This window comes from Bradyrhizobium sp. MI1.11 (assembly GCF_055811255.1).
The window spans coordinates 1-21,885 of the sequence record NZ_JBVVPM010000015.1 but is presented as its reverse complement, the minus strand read 5'-3'; the positions used below and the strand labels follow the sequence as shown (position 1 = coordinate 21,885).

19 protein-coding genes and 2 pseudogenes are annotated in these 21,885 nt (G+C 59.6%); 4 read left to right on the top strand and 17 right to left on the bottom strand.

Annotated elements, in window-relative coordinates; all coding sequences use genetic code 11:
* Window positions 1–216 precede the first annotated feature (216 nt).
* Both gmd and fcl read left to right on the top strand, forming a co-directional pair.
* On the top strand, window positions 217–1,287 hold the full coding sequence (gene gmd / locus AC0L30_RS17035) for a GDP-mannose 4,6-dehydratase (RefSeq protein WP_473404756.1): 1,071 nt from the start codon (window positions 217–219) through the stop codon (window positions 1,285–1,287).
* Entirely contained in the window at window positions 1,268–2,209 is a 942-nt protein-coding gene (gene fcl, locus AC0L30_RS17030) for a GDP-L-fucose synthase (protein ID WP_473404755.1), read from the top strand. Before gmd ends, fcl begins: the two co-directional genes overlap by 20 nt.
* Window positions 2,210–2,667: 458 nt before the next feature.
* On the opposite strand, the gene AC0L30_RS17025 is transcribed toward fcl, so the two are convergent.
* The 5 genes and pseudogenes from AC0L30_RS17025 to AC0L30_RS17005 form a co-directional block, all read right to left on the bottom strand.
* Window positions 2,668–2,859, bottom strand: a complete 192-nt coding sequence (locus AC0L30_RS17025; protein ID WP_473404754.1) for a hypothetical protein — start codon at window positions 2,857–2,859, stop codon at window positions 2,668–2,670.
* Window positions 2,860–3,026: 167 nt separating this feature from the next.
* Window positions 3,027–3,176: pseudogene (locus AC0L30_RS17020) on the bottom strand (ERF family protein); the annotation flags it as partial.
* A 291-nt stretch (window positions 3,177–3,467) separates the two neighbouring features.
* Window positions 3,468–3,938 (bottom strand): Cif family virulence factor, encoded by a 471-nt coding sequence (locus tag AC0L30_RS17015; RefSeq protein WP_085359852.1) that lies wholly within the window; start codon window positions 3,936–3,938, stop codon window positions 3,468–3,470.
* A gap of 936 nt (window positions 3,939–4,874) precedes the next feature.
* The gene (locus AC0L30_RS17010; RefSeq protein WP_085349988.1) at window positions 4,875–5,858 is read right to left on the bottom strand and encodes an ABC transporter substrate-binding protein; all 984 of its coding nucleotides are present in this window, start codon (window positions 5,856–5,858) and stop codon (window positions 4,875–4,877) included.
* A 284-nt stretch (window positions 5,859–6,142) separates the two neighbouring features.
* Window positions 6,143–6,568, bottom strand: a complete 426-nt coding sequence (locus AC0L30_RS17005; protein ID WP_473404753.1) for a cupin domain-containing protein — start codon at window positions 6,566–6,568, stop codon at window positions 6,143–6,145.
* A gap of 503 nt (window positions 6,569–7,071) precedes the next feature.
* On the opposite strand from AC0L30_RS17005, the gene AC0L30_RS17000 reads away from it, so the two are divergent.
* Window positions 7,072–7,422 (top strand): hypothetical protein, encoded by a 351-nt coding sequence (locus tag AC0L30_RS17000; RefSeq protein ID WP_473404752.1) that lies wholly within the window; start codon window positions 7,072–7,074, stop codon window positions 7,420–7,422.
* A 156-nt stretch (window positions 7,423–7,578) separates the two neighbouring features.
* On the opposite strand, the gene AC0L30_RS16995 is transcribed toward AC0L30_RS17000, so the two are convergent.
* The 5 genes from AC0L30_RS16995 to AC0L30_RS16975 all read right to left on the bottom strand — a co-directional run bounded on the left by AC0L30_RS16995 (window position 7,579) and on the right by AC0L30_RS16975 (window position 11,828).
* The gene (locus AC0L30_RS16995) at window positions 7,579–8,547 is read right to left on the bottom strand and encodes an ABC transporter substrate-binding protein (protein WP_473404751.1); all 969 of its coding nucleotides are present in this window, start codon (window positions 8,545–8,547) and stop codon (window positions 7,579–7,581) included.
* A gap of 232 nt (window positions 8,548–8,779) precedes the next feature.
* Window positions 8,780–8,962, bottom strand: a complete 183-nt coding sequence (locus AC0L30_RS16990) for a hypothetical protein (protein ID WP_473404750.1) — start codon at window positions 8,960–8,962, stop codon at window positions 8,780–8,782.
* Window positions 8,963–9,275: 313 nt separating this feature from the next.
* Window positions 9,276–9,845 carry a hypothetical protein gene (locus tag AC0L30_RS16985; RefSeq protein WP_473404749.1) on the bottom strand — a complete coding sequence of 190 codons (570 nt, stop codon included), beginning with the start codon at window positions 9,843–9,845 and terminating at the stop codon, window positions 9,276–9,278.
* Window positions 9,842–10,984, bottom strand: a complete 1,143-nt coding sequence (locus tag AC0L30_RS16980) for an ERF family protein (RefSeq protein ID WP_473404748.1) — start codon at window positions 10,982–10,984, stop codon at window positions 9,842–9,844. Before AC0L30_RS16980 ends, AC0L30_RS16985 begins: the two co-directional genes overlap by 4 nt.
* Window positions 10,968–11,828: a YqaJ viral recombinase family protein gene (locus tag AC0L30_RS16975; protein WP_473404747.1), complete on the bottom strand. Its 861-nt coding sequence runs from the start codon at window positions 11,826–11,828 to the stop codon at window positions 10,968–10,970. Before AC0L30_RS16975 ends, AC0L30_RS16980 begins: the two co-directional genes overlap by 17 nt.
* A gap of 245 nt (window positions 11,829–12,073) precedes the next feature.
* On the opposite strand from AC0L30_RS16975, the gene AC0L30_RS16970 reads away from it, so the two are divergent.
* The gene (locus AC0L30_RS16970; protein ID WP_473404746.1) at window positions 12,074–12,469 is read left to right on the top strand and encodes a hypothetical protein; all 396 of its coding nucleotides are present in this window, start codon (window positions 12,074–12,076) and stop codon (window positions 12,467–12,469) included.
* 335 nt (window positions 12,470–12,804) lie between these two features.
* Here the strand turns inward: AC0L30_RS16970 and AC0L30_RS16965 are convergent, their stop codons facing one another.
* The 7 genes and pseudogenes from AC0L30_RS16965 to AC0L30_RS16935 all read right to left on the bottom strand — a co-directional run bounded on the left by AC0L30_RS16965 (window position 12,805) and on the right by AC0L30_RS16935 (window position 19,351).
* The gene (locus AC0L30_RS16965; RefSeq protein ID WP_473404745.1) at window positions 12,805–13,230 is read right to left on the bottom strand and encodes a DUF5681 domain-containing protein; all 426 of its coding nucleotides are present in this window, start codon (window positions 13,228–13,230) and stop codon (window positions 12,805–12,807) included.
* Complete coding sequence (locus AC0L30_RS16960) at window positions 13,227–14,588, bottom strand: DNA modification methylase (RefSeq protein ID WP_473404744.1); 1,362 nt, start codon at window positions 14,586–14,588, stop codon at window positions 13,227–13,229. Before AC0L30_RS16960 ends, AC0L30_RS16965 begins: the two co-directional genes overlap by 4 nt.
* A 258-nt stretch (window positions 14,589–14,846) precedes the next feature.
* Entirely contained in the window at window positions 14,847–15,479 is a 633-nt protein-coding gene (locus tag AC0L30_RS16955; protein ID WP_473404743.1) for a hypothetical protein, read from the bottom strand.
* Window positions 15,480–16,013: 534 nt separating this feature from the next.
* On the bottom strand, window positions 16,014–16,268 hold the full coding sequence (locus AC0L30_RS16950) for a hypothetical protein (RefSeq protein WP_473404742.1): 255 nt from the start codon (window positions 16,266–16,268) through the stop codon (window positions 16,014–16,016).
* A 492-nt stretch (window positions 16,269–16,760) separates the two neighbouring features.
* On the bottom strand, window positions 16,761–16,955 hold the full coding sequence (locus tag AC0L30_RS16945) for a hypothetical protein (protein WP_473404741.1): 195 nt from the start codon (window positions 16,953–16,955) through the stop codon (window positions 16,761–16,763).
* 430 nt (window positions 16,956–17,385) lie between these two features.
* Window positions 17,386–17,692: pseudogene (locus AC0L30_RS16940) on the bottom strand (DUF968 domain-containing protein); the annotation flags it as partial.
* Between the two features lie 1,443 nt (window positions 17,693–19,135).
* On the bottom strand, window positions 19,136–19,351 hold the full coding sequence (locus tag AC0L30_RS16935) for a hypothetical protein (RefSeq protein ID WP_473255665.1): 216 nt from the start codon (window positions 19,349–19,351) through the stop codon (window positions 19,136–19,138).
* Window positions 19,352–21,885: the final 2,534 nt, after the last annotated feature.

Below are 21,885 nucleotides of genomic sequence, written 5' to 3'. Positions count from 1 at the left end.
CGGCGGATGTTGCGGCTTCGTGCGAGCTCGGAAATCAGGGCGCAGTCGCGCTGATTGATTGTCCGAGTGGCAAATCTGGAGAGCCCAGCCCGGATGTGGAGGGTTGACCTGGGCAGCCGACATTGCCAAGAAGAAGCGGATTTTCGCTGTTCTTCACGTAAGGTAATGGGGCTCAGTCTGTTCGCCCGACGTGTTTGTTTAGGAGCAAGGCTTGGGATGAGAAATCGGATTGCCTTGATCACCGGCGTTACCGGCCAGGACGGTGCCTATCTCGCCGAATATCTGCTGTCGCTCGGCTATGTCGTGCACGGCATCAAGCGGCGCTCGTCCTCCTTCAACACCGCGCGCGTCGACCATCTCTACCGGGATCCTCACGTCGGCAATGTGCCGTTCCTGATGCATTACGGCGACATGACGGATTCGACCAATCTGATCCGTCTGGTGCAGCAGATCCGGCCGACCGAGATCTATAATCTCGCCGCCCAGAGCCACGTCGCCGTCAGCTTCGAGAGCCCGGAATACACCGCCAATGCCGATGGGGTCGGCGTGCTGCGGTTGCTCGAGGCGATCCGGATCCTCGGCATGGAGAAGGAGACGCGGTTCTACCAGGCCTCGACCTCCGAGCTTTATGGTTTGGTGCAGGAGGTCCCACAGAAGGAGACCACGCCCTTCTATCCGCGCTCGCCTTACGGCGTCGCAAAGCTGTATGGCTACTGGATCACGGTGAACTACCGCGAGGCCTACGGCATGTTCGCGGCCAACGGCATCCTGTTCAACCATGAGAGCCCGATCCGGGGCGAGACGTTCGTCACCCGCAAGATCACCCGCGGCGTCGCCCGCATCGAGGTCGGTCTGGAGCAGACGCTGTATCTCGGCAATCTCTCAGCCAAGCGCGACTGGGGTCATGCCAGGGACTACGTCGAGGGCATGCACTTGATCCTCCAGGCCGACAAGCCCGACGACTTCGTGCTCGCCACCGGTGAGACGCGCTCAGTGCGGGAGATGGTCGAATTGTCGTTCGCGCAGGTCGGCCGGCGCGTCGAATGGCGGGGCGCAGGCGTCGACGAGACTGGTATCGATACCAAGAGCGGCAAGACGGTGGTGAAGATCGATCCGACCTATTTCCGTCCCACCGAGGTCGACCTCCTGGTCGGCGACGCCAGCAAGGCGCGCGAGGTGCTCGGCTGGAAGCCGAAGCGGAACTTTAGCCAGCTCGTCGCGGAGATGATGGCGAGCGATCTGGCCGAAGCAAAACGGGACGCCGACAGTGCCACACGCACCGTTTGAACTGAAGGGCGGAAGCGTCTACGTCGCCGGCCATCGCGGCATGGTCGGCAGCGCGCTGGTGCGCCGGCTGGCGCGCGAGGACGTGAATCTGGTGACGGCGGACCGGCGCGAGCTCGATCTCTGCAACCAGGCTGCCGTGTTCGACTGGTTTGCGAAAACGCGGCCGCAAGTCGTGTTCCTCGCAGCCGCCAAGGTCGGCGGCATCGTCGCCAACAATACGCTGCGCGCCGAGTTCATTTACGATAACATCGCGATCGCAGCCAATGTAATCCACGCTGCGCATCAAAACGGCGCCGCGAAGCTGATGTTTCTGGGCTCGTCCTGCATCTATCCGAAGCTGGCGCCGCAGCCGCTCCAAGAAGATTCGGTGCTGACCGGCCCGCTGGAGCCGACCAACGAGCCCTATGCGATTGCCAAGATCGCCGGCATCAAGATGGTGGAAGCCTACCGCAGCCAATATGGCTGTGACTTCATTAGCGTGATGCCGACCAATCTCTACGGCCCCGGCGACAATTATCACCCTGAGATGAGCCACGTCGTCGCCGCGCTGATCCGCCGCTTCCATGAGGCCAAGATAGCAGGCGCTAAGAGCGTCGTGGTCTGGGGCACCGGCACGCCACGGCGCGAGTTCCTCTATGTTGACGATATGGCGGATGCCTGCGTGCACTTGATGAAGACTTATACCGGTGCTGAGCTGATCAATATCGGCACCGGCGAGGATATCACCATTGCCGAATTCGCGCGTGTGGTGGCCGAGGTCATCGGCTATTGCGGAGAGATCACCTTCGACACCTCTCGTCCGGACGGGACGCCACGCAAGGTGCTCGATGTCAGCCGTCTCGCAAGGCTCGGCTGGCGCGCGACGACTTCACTTCGAGACGGATTGAGGCGCACATATGAGGACTACACAAGAGGTCTATGACCTTTGATAGTGCGGCGACGCACGGCTGGATCTGTTGGCGGTACTTGAACGCGTGCGAACTCTGCCTCGTTCCTTGCCTTGTCAATTCGGTTACAATGTCGTTATCGGGGTGATCTCGACGAAAGGCAGCAACTAGGCCAAAGGTTTCGAGTTAAGGCGCTAACGGCTCTAAGACGCTTACTCTCACTTCCGTGTCACGGCTTGGTGCTATAACTCTCATTTCTACCTACATCGGAGCGGCCGCACGAAATCCCCAGAATGATCAGGTGCCCGGGCCTTGGTCGTGCAGAAATGGTTGCGCCGTCCGTCCACCTTAGCTGTCTGGTGCATAGCTCCTGGAATACGTAAGCCTTTGAGCGCGCGCACATGACCAGGGAGCGGAACTTAACAATCCTTGAGCGCAAGCCGTCGCGCCCTGGACCGCGGTGTGATCCTTCAGCGCGGCCGGCGCATTCCATTTAGGAGACGCTGATTCCTGATCTCGCGAAGGAGCAGTATGCGCTTGCGGCGTTGAGCAGCCCCTCGAACTGGACCAGGACCTCGCGCGCCTGAACGTAGACTTCGGTAGTGATGGCGTGTTGGTCGAAGCCATAGGTCGCAAGCCGCGCGTCGCTCTCGGTCGCAGCGACGGGATCAAGTCGCCAGCTCAATGCGTTCTGCCGAGTGTAGGACTCGGCCGCCGTTTCGAACTCGGAATCGATCCCGACCAGATCGACGCGACGCAGCGCCGCTTCAATCGCGTTTTGGCGATAGGCAGCCATTCGATGGCGGAGCGCGGCGCTAGGTCGGCGAAGATCGCCTGCCGCAGCGGCGTGGTGGGCGGCGGCTGATCGGCGATCAGATCCGGCGCATCGAGGTCGTCCTCGCCGGCAATGCCGACAAGCGTGAACAGCGCATAGCGGCGGGCATAGCTCAGCGCGGCGCCCATCCGGTGCGGAGCCACCGTTTCGGTGACCGGACACACCGGCGGATGAGCGGGAAGATGCCGCGGACGCCCCGCGTTCGTGATCTGTCGCCGGGTAACTTCTCATTCGTTCTCCGCGGGCGTCGGGGCAATATCGTTCTTTGGTCCGTTTGCACCCCGCAAGCGGACGTGAGGACGCCGGCGTAGAGAGGCAGCTATGGGCCACTTGCAGATATCGCGCGAGCGGTGTGCGCTTCGAGGCAACGTATTTCGCTTTCGGAGCGACGTGCAGCAAGATCAAACGCCCACCCTCAAAGAGGATGGGCGCGTGGTGACTTACGACAGGATGACGTCCTACTTCTTCTCGGCGCTGGCTTCCTTAGCTGGAGGCGGCTTCATGCCGACGGTCAACTGGCGGATTTTTAAAGCGCCGCCTTCACGTATGTCGATGCCGCCCCAGAACACTGTGACCTTGGTGGCGTCGCCGCTCTTAGGGTCCTTACCGAAGATGTCGGTCTCGCCGTTGGCAACGACCAGATCGTTGTTGATGACCGACATGTTGCCGACTCTGATCTCTATATGATCGGTGCCGTTCTTGAAGTTGTTTTCGTATACGGTCTTGAGATCGGAAAACACACCGCCCGGGTTGATCTGGACCCCGTCCTTTGTATAGAGCGCAGCGACACAGCCCGCGTCTTTCTTGGCGACGCAGTCGGTGTAGGCGACGGCTAATTTTTCGGCCTCCTGCTTGACCTCATCGGCCAGTGCCGGTGCAGAGATGAAAGCGGAAGAACACAATGCCAAGAGCAATGAACGTCGCTTCATAACAACTTCCCCTCTGGTTGTGATGCACAATTGCATCGCGACGTCCTCCTGGCGTAGGACGTCGCGTTGCATTTGTTCCGAGGGGCATTCTTTCGTTAGGCTGTAATACTACCGGCTTGCGAGTATATGCCACTTTGCACGGCTTGGCGCGCGCCAACTTTGATCATCGACGACGGAGGCGGCATTCCTTCGAGAATGCGGCGAATGCGGTCGGGAAAGACAGGCAAGTTGACGCATTTGACAGATGAAAGTGTCTTGCTCGACGCGCGCGATGGCCTACTTGTTCATCATGGTTAGGACGAACGACAAGCTCGCTACGGCCCAAGGCGCCTAAATTGCCGTTCAACGGCGAGGGCCGGCCTCAGGCAGGAAGCCCACCCGTAAATTTCCCAAGTGTCGGTAATAACGCTCGCTGGTTAACTGGTGCGGATCGAGCGCCGCATCATGAAAACACCGAAGCCAAAGCAATGGGCCGAGCAGGAGGTCCGACGGTTGGTCAGGCTGGCCCGGCAGGGAGTTGGCACATCGAGGATAGCCGCCGATCTCGGTCGCCACGCCGGATCGGTGAGGCGCATGGCGCGAACGTTGGGACTGCTGTTGAAGAAGTAGTCCCCGAGCGATCTTGAGCGCAGCGCGGCTAACCTACAGCCCAAAGCCTCGGCCAATCTACCGCGCAAGCTTGAGCACGGCGTCGGTATTGCGGCCATAGAAGAACGCTCGATCAAGCTGCGAAAAGATGCCCATTCCAAATAGCGCGATGGCAATGCCTCTAGACATGGTTGTGGACCGGCTTGAACGATGGAGCGAAAGTTCAAAACGGCCCCAGGTACTCATTAAGAGGCTGGCTGCCTGATGTGCGGTTTACCGCCAACATCGGCCGAAGAGCGGATGGGCTCTGAGGTCGCCGATAGGCCACGAGCGGACGTAGCTTGCCCGCTATTCAATCACCTCGTCGGCGCGCGCGAGAAGATGGGGCGGGATGGTAAGGCCGATTATCTTTGCAGTTCTCAGATTGATCGCCAACTCGAACCTAGTAGGCTGCTCGACGGGTAGATCGGCGGGTGCAGCGCCGTTCAGAATTTTTCCTGCATAAACGCCAAGCTGGTAGGAAACATCGGTGATGCGCGGTGAATAACTCATAAGCCCCCCATATTTTACGAAAAGAGACCACTCGTAGATCGCAGGAATCCGACCTTGCTCGGACAGCGCGGCAAGTCTCTCTCGCCGCGCGATGTAGAATGCGTCTGGGCTAACGAGAAGTGCAACATGCTGCTGGTCTCTGATCTCCTTGAAGGCAGCAGCAATTTGCTCGTCTGTGCTGGCCTTCAGAATGTGAATCGCCCGCGCGAGCGACTTAGCGGCAGCCTCAGCGTCTGAGGCGACCACATTTGCGTTAGGGTTTGTCGGATTGATCAGCACGGCGATCGAACCGCCTCCCGGCGTCAACTCGGCCAAGAGCTCAAGTCGCTTGGCCGTAAGCTGTGGAGTGTACATGCTCACACCGGTGGCGTTGCCTCCGGGCCTGTTCAAACTGGAAACGACGCCAAGGGATACAGGGTCCATGGCAATTGCAAACACGATGGGGATTGTCTTTGTTGCGGAGGTTGTCGCCAAGACTCCATTGGTGCCAGTGGCGGCGACAATTACCTGAACACGGCCTTGGACGAGGTTAGCTATCAGCTCCGGAAACCGATCATACTTTCCCTCGGCGAAGCGGTACTCGATTGCGACGTTCTGATTCTCAACAAAACCCTTGGCGCGCAGCCCGCCGCGAAAAGCGACGAGCAGTTCCTTGCTTTTCTCGGCGGAATCGAAGCCAAGGTAGCCTACTATCGGAAGCGGGCTCTTCTGGGCGTATATCGCACACGGCGACATCGCTACTGCAATCATGAAAAGCGCAATGAGCTCCCGTCGCCTCATTTGGGCCTCGAAGATAGTGAGCCGGTTAAATGTTATCAGGTGTTAGTTGTGGCAGCCGGTGCACATCGTCGCACCCGATGCAAATGCTGCATCGCAAATGCGGTGCAGGACCGATCGGCTTTGGGTCATTCGCCTCAATTTGCCAGCGTGTTCTCGAGGTCCGCTCTGGCCCCGACGGCCGACGTGCGGGACACGATGGCGATCTTCGCCTTCGGGCCAACAAGCGACATTCACAAATAACACGCGGTTCGCGAGCAGAGCGCGAATGCAGCCGGCCTACTTAATTAAGACGGCGCAGGTATCAGGCCGTGACGTTTCATGATCTCGCCCATCCGGGCAGGATCAGGAGGCGCAGGGCCGCCGATGGCTATGGCCATTTCTCGGAAGAATTCCGGCCCGAGAACGCCTGGCGTGAGAACGCAAAGCATTTTCGCAATCGCCTGCGTCTCGTTGACGAACCCGTGGACAACACCGCGCGGGATGAAGAGATCGTCTCCGGGCTTGATCTCGACGCGCTTGCCGGCGACCGTCCAGGTGATGACGCCCTCAAGACCATAGATCGTTTCTTCCCAGTCACGGTGATGGTGCGGGACTGGCATGCGGGAGTTGGGCGGGATCACCACCTCAAACATATCAAGCGCCCCGCTGGTATCATACTTGGTGCGCAGAAACCGCAATTGCATTTCGCCAACCTTGATAAGTTCAGCCATTGTCGTGCCTTCCGTGACGCCATAGAAAAGATCGCGGGACGGCTCAGCCCATCCGCACCGAAGTATCAGCAGAAAGCCTATGGTCGGACCTTGGGCATGTCTATTGGGCCATGATGTCTGGCATGGGTCAAAATGCGAAGAACTCAACGCGAGCAAATCTGGTCCACCATGCCTCACTGAGCGGACCTCAACCGGTGCGCTGCTACTTCGCCGATGGCCCAGCAGCGGTCAATTGGCCGAGTCGACTCAAGCCGTCCTGACAGGCTGGGCCAAAGAAGCAGCTGCACTGACCTTTAGTTGAACTGTTGTCGTTTTTGAACCTTCGCTCGAATTGCCGGACTCACGTCAGTAGACGATGGGGATGAACTGTCCCATCACAGCGTCGAGCGATTTTGGCTACCGTCACTCATCAGCGGCAGTTGCAACGGACTTAGTTTCCGGGTTGCCAGCCTAAGCCGCACCAAGCCAGCGGATCGGCCGGTGAATATCGCGGAGGCAAAGAGATGTTTCCAGCGAAACTTGCGGCATCGTTGCTTGGCTCAGCGTGGCTACTGACACCCGTACTGGCACGTGACGATGGCCGATACGACCACTCTCCGCTGAAGCCATGGTTCGAAAGCCTGCAGAGCGAATTTGGAAAGTGCTGTACCGATGCCGACGGATACATAGTGTCCGATGCGGATTGGGAGTCCACTCGTGGGCGTTACCGCGTCCTCATCGACGACGAATGGGTGATCGTACCTGACGGCGCGGTTATCACACAACCAAACCGTTTCGGCCGCACAATGGTCTGGAGGCACTACATAGACGGCCATCCGCGCGTCCGATGCTTCATGCCTGGCAGTATGACTTAATGCCCTTTAAAAGGTAGTCCGCTTCGGTCAAAGGCTGCCCTCTCCAGCCAGCATGGCCTTGGTCGGATCAGTTGCCCGAAGCGGACATCCCCGCGCTCCGGGCTGAGGTCAGCCACGGGCCACAACCAGACTCATGCACCGCAACAATCAGCTTCTCTATTCGATCACCTCGTCAGCGCGGGCGAGCAGCGTCGGCGGCAGTCGAAGGCCGAGTTGCTTTGCTGCTTTTTGATTGACGATCAGCTCAAATTCGGTTGGGGCTTGAACTGGCAGTTCAGCGGGATTAGCGCCACGCAAAATCTGGTCAATGTAAGTGGCCGCGCCGACATATATCTTATTCATGTCGATACCGTACGATATTAGGCCGCCTGCTTCAGGGAAGCCACGGAGCGGATATATTGCCGGAAGTGCGCACTGTCCGATCAGGTCCGTCAAATGCCTCCGTTGAACCCAAGTAAAGGCGTCAGGCAAGAAGATCAGCCCACTATCAGGCTTCTCCTTTAGGGAAATGATTAGACGCTCGATACCGGAGCTGTCGCCGCTGGGCGCTTCCACCGACACAATCCCTGTCAGGCTCGCAGTCTCATCAATCGATTTGCGAAATGCAGCGGCATTATTCCCAGGTTCAGGATTGTATATGAGACCAACGTGCTGGATGTCCGGTGCAACCTCCTTCAGAATGGAAACCCATTTGCCCCCCAGCGACGGCACAAATGGCGTAAAGCCTGTCACATTGCGGCCCGGTCTGTGAAAGCTATCGACGTAGTGTCTCCCGACCGGATCGCTAACCATCGCAAAGACGGTCGGAATCGTCGAGCCTTCCAACTGAAACGCCGCCATTGAGGTATTGGTTACAGCATACAGCACATCTGGCTTTAGGGAGATTAGCTCGCGGGCATAACGGTGCGCCAGATCGGTATCCCCGTTGTAAATCCGGTACTCAACCTTGAGGTCCTGACCAAGCATCCAACCCCGCTTTTTGAGGGTCTCTTCGAGAAGCGGCTTCGCAGGCCCTTCCAAAGTGAGCACACCGATACGACGAGTTCGGACTTGAGCTTTGGATTTAGCCATCGTGCCCAGACCGGCAATGGCCCCAACAGCTATCACGAAATCTCGTCGCTTCATTCGACCACCTCATCAGCACAGTTTGCGTGCCAAAGCTACGCGGAGAACCAGCAACCTGCATCCGCCGCAACGCGGCAACCACTCCCCAAAATAAGCTGATGAACTCGCGACCGCTTCTTAGCTCAGCGCCCCTTAGAGTGGGGAGGTGATTATAGCTCTTCCAATAGGGCTTCGGAAAGGCCACGACGCTGCCCAATGTCCGCGTAGGGTCACAGGCGGTCCCCAACCGCATTCACACGGCGGGTCGGCTAAGGGCCCAGAAGCTGACCAACGCTCCGATGCCTGTCTCACGCGAATACTTTGCGGCGGTGGCGAATGCTGGACGGGAGCGTCCATAGAGCTCCCGAAAGGCGGCGTTGAACTGGCGCACGCTGCCAAGGCCGGCCCGGTAGGCGATCTTGGGCCAATCGATCATTTGTCTCGTCAAATAGGCGCTTTGCCCGCTGTACACGCCTGGTTTTTGCTCCCTACTGGGGGCTGGCCCCGACATACCGCTCGAACAGATGCGCAAGGTGGCGCGAGCTTACCCCGAGCCGATCGGCGAGTGCAGCAACCGAACCGTCGTCCAACGCGCCACCATCGATCAAATTCGAGGCGCGCGCGACTGTCGAGCGCGTGTGGTTCTGACTGCCGTGTAGAAACGGCCGTCATAGCGCGAATTCATGCCCGTAGTTGCGACGCCACACACACCGATCGAGCGGGCAGGGATCGGCCGAAACCGAGCGGCGTCACCGGCGCAGCGGTCCACTGAGGAAACGATGATTCCTGATCTCGCGAAGGAGCAGCATGCGCTTGGTTTGTGCTGCGTTGAGCAGCCCCTCGAACAAGACCAGGACCTCGCGGGCCTGCACGTAGACTTCGGTGGTGATGGCGCGTTGGTCGAAGCCATAGGTCCTCAGCCGCGCCTCTATCTCGGACGCAGCGACGGGATCACACCGCCAGCTCAGGGCATTTTGTAGCGTGTAGGTCTCGGCCTCCGCTTCGAACTCGGGATCAATTCCGACCATGTCGATGCGCCGCAGCGCCGCCTCAACCGCCTTTTGGCGATAGGTCTCGAGCAATTTATGCCGCAACATGCGGTAGCGCTGGATATCCCAGGACAGTTCGGCGACGTCAATGGCGAGCAGCCATTCGATGGCGGACCGCGGCGCGAGGTCGGCAAAAATCGCCTGCTGGAGCGCCTGGTAGTGTTCGAGCTGTTCGCCCGGCAGCAGCAGTGGCGGGGGCGCCAAGGACTCAAACTCGACCGGCAGCGTCGTGACGGTGAGCTCGCGCGCGGTTTGGAACAGACCGTTCATCCGGCGGCCTCCGAATCCAGGTTTGCCGCAAGCGACGCCGCGCCGACGGCGACGTTGGCGGGATTGTGGACGGGGCTTGCCGCCCACAACTCCTGCGCCACCGGCAGCGGCGCGATCTGCAGGTTCGCCCACCACGCCCGTTCATTGCCGTGCTGATGCAGCTCCTGGTGATGCGCGCGGCACAGGGGGACAGTGAACTCATCGCTGACCTTGCGGCCGAGCGCCCGGGCTTGAGCGAATTTCAGATGATGGGCGTCGCACGGGGTTTGCCGGCACACCAGGCAGGGCTGCCCCCTAACAAACAACAGGTGTGTCTTGCTGCGTTTGCGGGACGGCTCCTTGGGATAGGTGAGCCCGGCCTCGGGTAGCGTTGGCTGCAGCGCGGCCTCGGCGTCAGCAGCAGGCGCTGCTGACAGGCTTGGCGTACCATTCAAGTCGGCCGTCTGCTCGGCCTGAGCACGGCCAGCGTCCTCAAGCTTGGCCTGATAAGCTGCCTCGACGTGCCGGGCATCCGGCTCCTGCAGGCTGTTCTTGAGCGGGAGGCTCGCCATGGCCCAGCTGAGCAGATCGGTGCTGGCGGGCAGCGCTTCGAGCTGGCGCAATAGCTGCTCCCGGAGTGCGGCGGACTCGCCCGGCCGCAGCACCGGGGCACGGTTGAGAGCGCCCTTGCCGGGCGAGGCCTTGGGGTTAGGTGGTGCGGCGGGACCAGCGGCCGCATCCGGGGCGTCAAGATCATCCTCGCCGGCAATCCCGACCAGCGCGAACAGGGCATAGCGTCGGGCGTAGGTGAGCGCCGCGCCCATGCGGTGCGGCGCCTCAATGTCCCTTGAGGCGCAGACCGGCCAGTCCGAGGAGATCCACTCGCCGGAGGAATGGGCGAGCAGGGTGGTGAGGTGGATGTGGCCGGTGCTGGCCTCGACCCGGGTGCTCTGGATGGCGGCGATCTCCTGCTGGCTCAAGGTCTTGCGCACGATGTCGAGGCCGCTCGCCAGCGAGGCATAACGAAAGGTGTGGTCGTCATCGCGCAGGAACGGCGAGCGGATCTGCGCGGTCAGGGTCTTTTCCGGGTTGGTCAGTTCGGCTTGGGCGCGGGCCAGCGCCGCCGCGATCGCCCCGATGTGCTCACTGGCCTGGTGCATGGACGCGCTCCATCTCAACCGGATCAAAGCTGATCGCGCCGGCTTTGGAGCGCTTGGCACGAAGACCGTGGCCGAACGCCTCCTTGGCGTCCTCGGGTAGCAGCTTCTTGAGCTCGGTCTTGGCCAGTTCGTGCTCGCCATGGGCCTCACGGGTGCGCAGATAGGTCGCTGCGCATGCGGCCCATAGATTGGAGGCGCTCATGTCGACGACCTTGACCGCGGCCAGCCGCGGCCGCGGCGCCTCGATCCCAAACAGCAGCGGCGGCTCGCCGCTCTGCACGCAGCGCCAGAACTTCTTTTCGGCCGTGAGCAGCAGGTGCTGGTAGAGCGGATCGGCATGCACGGTGAGCTCGACCCATTTGCCGCCGCCGGTGATGATCGACAGCACCGCCGAACGGGCTGCGACCACCCACATGTTGTGCTGGAGCTGCGCCATGTGCTTGTCGGCCGCGGCTTCCTCGGTGAAGGCCCAGGGCAGCATGAACTTGGCCTCGAACACCGCGCCGGTTTCTGCGACAATGCCATCGAGCGTGGCGGCCATCCAGCTGTGGACCGGATGGCGAATCCGCTTCTGAATATCCGTAATTGTTACGCCCGACGCGCGCTGGTACCAGCTGCGGTTGAGGTCTTCGGTCACGCTGCCGAGCTGCACGATCAGGTTTTGCGACAGATCTTGCGGGGCCATCTCGCCGCGCTTTTCCCGCCACAGCCGCGTGAGGTCGTCTTGGTCATGGCCCATGATGATGCGGGCGTCCGAGCCGCCGACAAAGGCGCGCCGATCAATAGGGTCGAACTTGATGATGCGATGTGGCGCCTCGGCGCCGTTGGTTGCAATCGGGATCACCGGTCTCTCCTTGGTTTGGCAAACGCGGCTTGGCGCCGCACCACCAAAAGCCCCGCACTGGCGAGGAAGGAGACCGGGGCCAACGGCGAAGGCCCGGTTGCCATTATTAACGCTCCTTTGGCGCGGGAATGCCAGTCCTTTCTGCAGCAATGTTGCTGTTTTTTAGCCCGAAAAATCTTGATGAACCAAGATGTTAGAGCGATGTTTCCGAGTGCCGCAACCAGGCTCGGACAAGGAGCTCGCAGATGGCGTCAATTCGACAAATCAAAGCCAATCGCGCCAACGCCAAGCGCAGCACCGGCCCGAACACGACGGCCGGAAAGGCAAGGTCCAGCCAGAATGCGGTGCGCCATGGGCTGGCGCGGAGCGTTATCAGCGATCCTGCCGAGATCGAGAACTTTGCAGCGGCGATTGCGTTGGGACTCGAGCATCAGGTTACACCGGCTTCGGCGATGGGGCTCGCACGTTCCAAGCTCGCGCTGCTGCGCATCCGCAGCTTGCGGCAGGACACGTTGGCCGCACTTTTGACCGGCCCAATTCCGGTAGACTTAAAACACCTTAAAGGTTTTGAGCGCTACGAGCGCGCCGCTTTGGTGCAGCAAAAGCGGGCGCTTCGACTGCTAAGCCTCGAGCGAGCTTGATGCACGGTCACTTGGCTTCGTTCTGCAGTTTCGCTTCAAAGCGCCTCGACAGCGCTGCCCCGCTCGGTTCATGTTATTGCGGGTGCCTTGCAGCGATGGGCCGACATGTACGGTCCGGAGCGAATATCCGTCATCGTTGATGGGTTGGTGAGTGGCTGTCAGAACGAGCATGGAAATTGCCGTCGACATCCTAAGTCGCTCGACCTCATCCCAGCCGTACTGGGCTCGTTCGGTCAGTATGGGTTAGCTCCGGCAGCACTAGCTCCTGTTGGGACGACCGAGATCCTTTTGCTGTTGCACAGGAACTAAGCTGGACAGCATGAAGTTTGACCAAGTTACGGAAAAGAACCCTTGATCTTCTTGATGCGGGCGTGGTCTGCCGGCCTTATCTCCCGCAGTCGATTGTAATACGTGATTAGCTCCTCCCTTGTCATGGCGTGACAATCGCGTTCGAGTTTTGCACCTTCAATTTCGCGAACCTGCTCTATCACTGCCATGCTCGTCCTCAAGGCCCACACATTGGCCTTGAGAGCGAGATCGACTATTCGCTTGACGAGTATCTTGTCCGTCTGGATGCGCAGCCGTTGGCCGTCTTCGACAATGGTTCGCGTCCGCTTCAACTCGTGGGCAAAAAGCTCGAGCATAGTCGGACATTTTTTCGGCCTGCCCCGTGGATTGCCGGACTGGCCGGGTTTGAAGCGTCGCTCTCTCGGAGGTTTTCCGTAGCCAACTTGATAGTTTCCGGATTTGCGCTTGGTCATTCCACCCCCTCCCGATCCGGATCTGCGGCGATTTCGTCGAACAGGCGTCCGGTTTGGACGTGAACCGCCTTTTGGCCGGTGTGGCGTTGCCAGCGCCTGATCGCGACGTCGACGTAAAGCGGGTCTAGCTCCGTCGCAAAAACGCGCCGGCCGACTCGTTCGGCCGCCAGCAACGTCGACCCGCTGCCCAGGAAGTTGTCCAAAACAATGTCATTGCGCTCGGTGCAGTCGAGAATTGCGTCAGCAAGCAACTGAACCGGCTTTACAGTTGGATGCAAGGCAAGCAGGTTGCCTTCTTCGCCTTTGCGCTCGAAGCTATTGCACCCCGGATATTGCCAGACGTTGGTTCTGAATCGACCATGTCGACCCAACTCTACGTTATTGCGATGGGACGCTTTGCCGTACTTGAAGACAAAGACGAGTTCGTGCTGGCTGCGATAGAATGATCCCATACCAGCGTTCGATTTCACCCAGGCGCAGATGTTCTTGAGTTCGAGTCCGACTTCCCTCGCGGCGGCAAGAATCTCAGCGGAGTGACGCCAATCCATAAACAGATAGAGTAGGGCGCCCGGGGTGAGGTGCTCTATCGCGCGGCGAAAAAAGCCGCTCAGAAAACCGGTGAATTCCTCATTGGACATTTCGCCGGACGCCATCGCAAATTCGCCGTGGCAAATGCGTCCCTTGCCGGAGACGTTCCCTTGGATTGGAACGTTGAACGGCGGATCCGTAATCACGGCCCGGGCCCGCTCGCCTGCCATCAGGGCGGAGAATGAATCAGCTTGCAGCGCGCTTCCGCACAGGATCCGATGGTGACCTGCTTGCCAAAGGTCGTTGACAGCCGAAACCTTGGTTGGAAGAAGCGCAGGAACAAGGTCGGCAGGGTCAGGAGACGGCTCAACCTGCAGAGACTCTAGATTCTCGATCCGAAAATCAATCTCTCCTTGGGAAAAGCCTGTGACCTCCAGACTGAACCCAAGGTCGAGCTGCGAGAGCTCTTTGAAGGTTACCGCCACGGCCCGGTCGTCCCAAGGGGCGAGCTCGCTCAGCCGCTGCTCTGCAATGCGGTAGAGCTCGAGTTTTTCAGGAGTGAGGTGCGTTACCCTGATGACGGGGAGTTCAGGTAACCCGAGCTGGCGCGCGCCGAAGTACCAGATCAGGCCGGCCACGATGACCCCTGAAGAATCGATGATAATAGGGCTGAGCAAGCCCAATACCTCGATGCATTTTGCATACTGTTTCTTATGGCGATCGGTGTGCTTGCGAAGTGATCGCGCAGGCGGCGAAATTGCGTTGATTGCGAGACGCTCGACCGGTCCCAGTTCCGTGAAGATTTCGTTGTGTTTCGATGTTGCCGTCATTGTTGACTCCTTTGTTAATCTTGTACACGGCGCGAACGTTTAGCCGCGCGTACTTTTGAAACATGTATATGGGTTTCAAATTAACGTGAATGCATCTTGTTGTTCTTCTGGCTCGGCTAGTTCAGCCATGCTCGTTTGCGCGCTTGAGCGGAGCTTTCGGCGCCGCATAGTCGTAGAGTAGCGCAATTGTCTTTTGAAGTATCGACAGAGGTTTCAATTAAGCGTGAGCGCATCCCATTTTTCCTTCTGTACGGTCATTCAGCTGCGCCCTCGCTTGCGCGGCAGCGCCTTGGACAACTGTTCAGACAACGCATGAGCTGATCGCGCGAGTTCGACCCAAGTGGTGGAACGGCCCGGCTTTTCGAGGCTACGCAGGAATGCCGCGCGAGAGTCCTCGAAAATCTCGACGGTTGGGGCGGGGTCTTCAGCCGTCCTTTGGTCCGACCAGATCAGCAAAAAGACCAGTGATGAGTCCAGCCCGGCCGGATTTCCAGGTTTGGCTTGAAGCCGGATTTGATCCGGATCGAACTTGCTCGGATCGCGCCGCATTATCTTTTTATGTTGGCGTTCCAGCGCCGGCCTGATGCGCCGGAGCGATTCGACGACAAACTTCTGTGGCCATTTATGATTGAGCATCTGCAAGCCAATCAGCAGGGCAAAGCTCTGATAGTCGGAAAACTGGGTCTCGCCGCCCTTTCCCGGAGCGTCGCCGCTGAAAAAAGCGTAGTTTGTTAGCTCGGCCTTGTCCGACTGGGGACGCACGTCAAGCGCGCGGTCGGTGTCTAATAACCGTTTCAGGCGCGTCAGCACGGCCGTCTTTGATTTGGCGTCATGCGCGCCAAACCTGGCCACAATAGCGTCCTCGACCTGATTGCGCTTGTATGCGTTCATTGAAATATGATATAAAGTTTCAATGGGCCTGTCCATTCGGGATGGACAACGTGCTGACGATCGTGCGTGCTGAGCGGAGTTCGCGACACGGGATGGCCGCTTCCATCTATTCGAATCGGGACATTCTGGGCCTCTAATAGAGTGGTTGCCCGACCGGAGCCCGTCGACGGTGAAGCGGCGAGTGCTGACTCGGCCCGCCCCACCTTCCACCCCCGCATATTCGTGCCGGCGGACCCTGAGACGCCACGTCCGTTCGGGCCCTTGGTTTCTCAACAACGTTGGATTGCGGTGCTCACAGACATTCGTCGCTGCGCGCTCAAGATTCCGAGAGGTCTCCGTCGCTGCGGGATCGGTCCAGCCTCGGGCTCCGTCGCGGAAAGCCGGCGGCGCCGGCGTTTGAATGCTAAGGGCCATTCCTGACGCGTGGGATCAATTGACGCCCGTTGCTGGACGCCGGTCTTCAAGGTCTCATCGAGCCGCTCGAACAGCTGCGGCCGTTCACGGCGCGGCTCCGTTGGCCAATCCCGGCGCCCTTTAGTGCGCGTGAAACGCGAGCGTCATTCCGCACTCGTGGGCGACCGCAGATTCGCCCTGATGCGCAGGCCGGCAAGCGACGCTGAAAAGCGTGAACTGTCGGGACGCCTGGCAGATCAGCGCGCCATAGCGGCTGTTGCGCTTGAGCAGGTGGTCAAGAGAAAGCAGGAGCTTAGGTTCGAGCCACACGGTCACCAGCGCACCGCCGCCAATGCCTCCGACCACAACTACGATATCTGGCGATGCGCTGGTCATCGCAATGTCCTTTGGGATCGACCCGTGCATTTCCAAATTCAATTATCGCGCGGTTGCCGCTTCCTTTTGTTGGTGTTCGAGGCCGGTGCCTGACGTGTATGCCACCAAGGCTAAGTTGTATGCTTGCCAAAGCGTGTGCCGGTCGAGATCCGGGAAACACTTCAACACCAGTGATTCAACGTCAGCGGCTTGATATGCATCCAAGCATTGAAGAATGACGCAGCTGACGTCGGCGATGCTGTGGTGTTGCATTTTCATTGCTCCCGGTTATGGACATCAGCTGGTTCGGCGGCCGGGGTCTCTTGGTCTGTTGCCAGGACGACAGGTGCAGCCACAAGCTGAAGCAACCGCTTGTTTTTGCTGGGTGGCGGAGGGAGAGGACTGGGTTCGAACCTTCTCCGCCAGCCGCTAGGAAACACCGCCGAGCGCCCGCTTAAGCCAGTTATTCTAAATGTGTTGCAAGCTTCGATTGGCCGGAGTCACATATATTGATCAGACGGCAGCCATCCAAACAATCAGATCGCTGGTGCCGAGATCGCAGACAATGCCGCCGCGCGCCTTGTACTCGGCCCATCCGCTATGGCCATACCAGGGGCCATCCGCGGGGTAAGCCCTCTGGAGATAGAAGGGTTGGGTCTCGATGGGACCGCCATAAGAGGCGTTGGCCGCCAATGCGCCGCTACCCACGTATGGCCTGCCATAGTATCCGGTACCACCCCAGTTCCGGGGTTGGGTGGCCGCGACCGCGGCTGCCGTGCAACCGCCGCCGCACCAACGCCCGCACCGACAACGCCCGCCCCGTATCCGTATGCAGCCCGCCGGTTTTGTCGGCGTGCAACACCCGCAACGCTCACCGGTGTCAGCGGACGACCGACCCGTGCCTGTGCGCTATCGGTCGAGAGGGAGGCGCGGATGTCCCAGGACAGCTCGGCAATGTCGATGGCGAGCAGCCATTCGATGGCGGAGCGCGGCGCTAGGTCGGCGAAGATCGCCTGCCGCACCGCGTGGTATTGGTCGAGGTGTTCGCCGGGCAGCAGCAGGGGCGGCGGCGCCAAGGCCTCAAACTCGGTCGGCAGCGCGGTCGCGGTCAGCTCGCGCGCCGTTTGGACGAGGCCGTTCATCGGACTGAGGCCTCCGATCCAAGGTTGACCGGAAACGGCGCGGTGCCGATCGCGGTGTCGGCCGGACCGTGGAGGGGGCTCGCCGCCCACAGCTCCTGCGCGACCGGCAACGGCGCGATCTGCAGGTTGGCCCACCAAGCCCCCTCGTTGCCGTGTCGATGCAGCTCCTCGTGATGGGCGCGGCACAATGGCACGGTAAATTTCGTCACCGACTTTGCGGCCGAGTGCTCTGGGTTGGGCGAATTTCAGATGATGGGCATCGCACGGGGTTTGCTGGCACACCAGGCAGGGCTGTCCGCGCACCTACGACCAACCCGCCCCTTGCGCGAAGACACGTCCGCAAATGCGGCCTACTCGACCTTGCTGCTTGCGGAAGCGCTGGCGTGCGCCCTAACCCGTGGCCGATCTCGACCATGAGCAAATCCCAAGCCGATTGTTGGATCAACTACGCCAGCGAAGGCGCCGCGAAAATCTAGTGCTGAAGCGAGTACGCGATGAGGTTGTGTGGGCCCTTCGCTTCCGCGCGAATCAGCTTTCCGTCGGTTGATGGGCTCTTCGACGTCGATCAACGGACGCTCCCTCACGCTGTTCCGGGTTGAGCGGACATGCCGCGGTAAGTCAACCGAACCAGCCAGCGCGTGGGCTCGGCGACAGCGCTGATCTTCGAAGGCTCAAGGCGCTCTGCACATCGGGGGTGTTGTCGTTCTTGACCTTGACCCAGTGCGATACCAACCCCTCCAACCCCATGCGGCAGCCGCCCGATAAGGTCAGGCCCGAGCCCTCCGCTCGACTAGCGTGGCCGAGCAGAGAGATAGCTCGCCGCGCGACTAAATATTATGTAATAAAATAAAATTAAATGAATTAAATAATGGACGAGATTTAAATTTGGATTAGGATGCGAATGCTTGGCGCCGGACGCACGCGTCAAGGACCTCCTTGGAAGCGGCCCCCATCATCCTGCCCCCTGCTCACGCCGTCCAAAGGATGTAGGGGCCGCTTCTTTGGCAAATTGGGAGGGGAATCATGCAGTTCCTGTCATTGGGTGATTTGTTTTTCATCTCCGCAGCAACGGGTACGCTCCTATTGGTCGAGGTCGGAGTTTTGATCATTGTGGGCGTGATCTGAGCCGGACGCCTTCCGGTCAATGCTCCCATCGTCGCGGGCGTGCGCCTGGTGCGTGCCTCGAGTGGGCGGACAACCATCGACGTCATGCCTGCGGTCGCGAATGATAACGCAGGCACCTGGCCTCTACTACCGTTTCCGGATCGCTGGTACGCCACCTGTTGATCTGTGATGCGGCTCGGTCCTGCGGTGCTTAGCACGTCGCAGGCACGAGCGTTTTTCCAAATTCGGTTATTGCGCGGCTGCCGCTTGCTGTCGTTGGTGGTGGAGCCCTGTGCCTGACGTGTATGCCACCAAGGCTAAGTTGTATGCTTGCCAAAGCGTGTGCCGGTCGAGATCCGGGAAACACTTCAGCACGAGTGGTTCAACGTCAGCGGCTTGATATGCATCCAGGCATTGAAGAATGACGCAGCTGACGTCGGCGATGCTGTGGTGTTGCATTTTCATTGTTCCCGGTTATGGACATCAGCTGGCTCGGCGGCCGCGGTCTCTTGGTCTGTTGCCAGGACGACAGGTGCAGCCACAAGCTGAAGCAACCGCCGGCAGACATTGATCGATGGCCCGATCACCTTAGGTGGGGAGCCTCGCTCGCGCGCTGGGTTTGCGGCAAGCGCGGCGCCCTTGTCACAGCCGGTCGCGACCCGACGATGATGCGCGCTTAGTGAGCTCTGATGAACCGCCAGGTCCGTTGGTATGGTGGAGCTGTTCGAGCCGCCTGTCGAGTTCTTGCTTTTTGGCAACGATCCTCGCGGCGAGAATCTGATCGACGTCGGTGTAGAGAGCCCACAACTCATCGAGGGACATCTGCTCAAATTGCGGTTGGTAATCACGAATGTCCACAGTCCGGCCCCCGGCTGGGGCGGGTAGCAGCGAAGTCAGTCTTGAAAGCCCGGACCCTTACGCTGATCAGATGATCGCGTTGCTGGCCGGGCCGACCGCGCTGCCCTCATAAACCGCCTTCCCAGCTCTAGTTTCGCGTGTCGCACCGACGATTCTGCGCTCGGCCTTGGCTACTCGGTCTCTAAGGGTCTCAAGTTCGGATACTTGAGAGGCGAGTGCCTCATAATGTTGGTGCAGAGCGAAATGCCAACCATCCAGTCGCGCACGAGCGTCCATTGCACGCCCCTCTATGGTACTGCCCCAGAAGACGTGGCCCGCAATTGGGACCACCGCGAGACTAGTCAAATTGACCCATCAGGTCTGTTCGCTTTCGCACATTCGCTGTATGCTTTCCCTCGGTGGATCGCCACGCGTCGAGTTGCTGCGAGCGGCAAGCAAGATATTGCTGCTGGCCCGCCGCTCGCGCCTCACGGTTTTCGAGTTCGCAAAATGGACGGCTTCCAGGCGACTGCCGCCCGCAGACAAGGCCGGGCCTTGGATCTCGCGATCACACAAAACACCGCCCGCCAGCACCGTCTACGGCCCCGGCACCGCCGCGATCTGCGCGCGTTAGCTTGGATCAGCCGGATGTAGTATCCCGCGCCAAGGAAAATCGGCAGATCGCGCGTTTCGGCCGATGACGACGAGATCTCTGCTTGGCCTTGGCTACCTAGTCTCGAAAGGTCCCGCGGTTCGACAGCTGGAAGCGAGCGCCGCGAAACGCTGGCGCGGGGAAGCGGAGGAGCGTGGATCTCAACACGGGGCTGTCTCCGGCGCCGAATATCGGCTCGCGCGGCTCTTTGCCATCGGGCGGTTGATCGTTTCGCAGGAGGTTAGTTTCAGGGCGTCTGCTGAGCATTGCGAATAACGGCCGATCTGCGCGGCTTTCATGCGGTGGTTCTCCCTCTTTCTGGTAGCAGTACTTCGATTGCGTAAGGCGCAGCCGGATGTCGGTCTCGCTCTCCGGCTGGTGATCCACGGGGTTTCTTCTCTCTTGAGAGAGCAAACTTGGCCGCTAGGCGTCTGAACAATGAACGCTTTGCGACTTGCATAGCTGCGCGAAGGCAGCCTTCGCCTCGTTAGTGCCAAAACAACATGCATTCCTTTGTCTTGCTTCTCGACTCACCAGTCTGCCTCGCCTTGACGACCGATGCGGGAAGACTCAGCCCTCAGCCGCTCTATTTCGAGCCGGAGCAGCGCTTACGATTAGACAAGTGCGCGATTTTGGTCTTCTTCACGAAAATCCAATTAAATGGCAAGTGACGTCCGGCGATTCAGGAGCGCATCGCGTCGATAGCGTGGGCGGTTAAAATGCCCACGCTCAAAATAACTAGAAAAATGAGCAACCAGGTACTCACGTCCACCTCCTGTCTTGGAAGTGAACCTTCCTGTTTATGCACAGTCAAAGGCATCACGTAGGGAACCGCGATTTCAGCGGCCGCTGAGGATTCATTGCCACACGGCGGGCTATCGTCGGAACGCCAGGAAAAGGAGTGTGCCGACGATGGCGGTCGCGAGAAGTGGAAACCAAATGTCCGGCACTTCAGGGACTCCGACTCACTGCGTCGGATTAAATGCGAGCTGCGCTCTTATTTCTTCTGGTTTTCACTATTCTCCACAGCTCAAACAGAAGTGGCCGCAACTCGCAACGGATATTTGCGGTATTATGTTCGTGGTTTGGCGTCGTCAGTATTCGGAGCTTTTCGATCTCGCGTGTTCGTATAGCTAGCCGGCCTCACGTGCAGATCCATTTCTGGTCAGCAGTTCCAGGTTTAACGCATCTCGGTAGCATCAAGCTTAACGAGTGACATTCGTTGCCAACTTGCCGAGACGGAATATCGTCGCATCGATCGGGCATTTTTGTTCCCGAACCACCAGTTAGCGGGGGTTGCCTGAGAACAGGCATCGATTTCCATGATTCGATATTCGTCGTATGGAAATTCGAACTATCGTGCACCAGCCGCGCAGTTCTCCTATCGCGACCCGCTGGAAGCCGAGTACCGTCAGCTCATCGAGCTACGAGAGCGAGTCAGAAAGGCCGAAGCCACGGCCTCAAAGCGGTTTACGATCGCGACAAGGAAAAGGAATTCGCCGCAACGAAGATGAATCCATTGGCACGCATCTGTTCGATGCGCGCGGCGGAGTTCGTGGCGTGCAGCGCCAGGGTTGTAACCACCAAAATAAGGTCGTCGAGAGTGGTCGAGATGCCTTGGTGGCGGGCGTGGGGAGAAGCGTGCAGTCGGTGGGACTACGACCGCTTTGAATGGGCCCGCGAACCGCGAGGGCCAGCTCCGTCGGATTGCCGGGCGATGCACCGCCGTCCGTCGTTCCCGAAGATCCTCGACGGATTAGAGCGCTGTGCGCGGAGCTGTCGCCGAAAGTCCGCCCTCCGGTTTTCATCTTGTGGCCTTGCTTTGATCAAACCGGCGTTGGGGAGTGTGGACTTGCCCGATTTAATGCCCGGCCTCGGTCCGGGTGACATTGGGTGCGATGGG

Bases quoted from the DNA above. Each gene is read 5' to 3' on its own strand.
- AC0L30_RS16965 (WP_473404745.1), bottom strand. From the start codon at position 13,230: ATGACCAAGCGCAAATCCGGAAACTATCAAGTTGGCTACGGAAAACCT.
- AC0L30_RS16990 (WP_473404750.1), bottom strand. From the start codon at position 8,962: ATGATCGATTGGCCCAAGATCGCCTACCGGGCCGGCCTTGGCAGCGTG.
- AC0L30_RS17015 (WP_085359852.1), bottom strand. From the start codon at position 3,938: ATGAAGCGACGTTCATTGCTCTTGGCATTGTGTTCTTCCGCTTTCATC.
- AC0L30_RS16995 (WP_473404751.1), bottom strand. From the start codon at position 8,547: ATGAAGCGACGAGATTTCGTGATAGCTGTTGGGGCCATTGCCGGTCTG.
- AC0L30_RS16970 (WP_473404746.1), top strand. From the start codon at position 12,074: ATGGCGTCAATTCGACAAATCAAAGCCAATCGCGCCAACGCCAAGCGC.
- AC0L30_RS16950 (WP_473404742.1), bottom strand. From the start codon at position 16,268: ATGACCAGCGCATCGCCAGATATCGTAGTTGTGGTCGGAGGCATTGGC.
- AC0L30_RS17010 (WP_085349988.1), bottom strand. From the start codon at position 5,858: ATGAGGCGACGGGAGCTCATTGCGCTTTTCATGATTGCAGTAGCGATG.
- gmd (WP_473404756.1), top strand. From the start codon at position 217: ATGAGAAATCGGATTGCCTTGATCACCGGCGTTACCGGCCAGGACGGT.
- AC0L30_RS16960 (WP_473404744.1), bottom strand. From the start codon at position 14,588: ATGACGGCAACATCGAAACACAACGAAATCTTCACGGAACTGGGACCG.
- AC0L30_RS17000 (WP_473404752.1), top strand. From the start codon at position 7,072: ATGTTTCCAGCGAAACTTGCGGCATCGTTGCTTGGCTCAGCGTGGCTA.
- AC0L30_RS16980 (WP_473404748.1), bottom strand. From the start codon at position 10,984: ATGCACCAGGCCAGTGAGCACATCGGGGCGATCGCGGCGGCGCTGGCC.
- AC0L30_RS16985 (WP_473404749.1), bottom strand. From the start codon at position 9,845: ATGAACGGTCTGTTCCAAACCGCGCGCGAGCTCACCGTCACGACGCTG.
- AC0L30_RS17005 (WP_473404753.1), bottom strand. From the start codon at position 6,568: ATGGCTGAACTTATCAAGGTTGGCGAAATGCAATTGCGGTTTCTGCGC.
- AC0L30_RS16955 (WP_473404743.1), bottom strand. From the start codon at position 15,479: ATGAACGCATACAAGCGCAATCAGGTCGAGGACGCTATTGTGGCCAGG.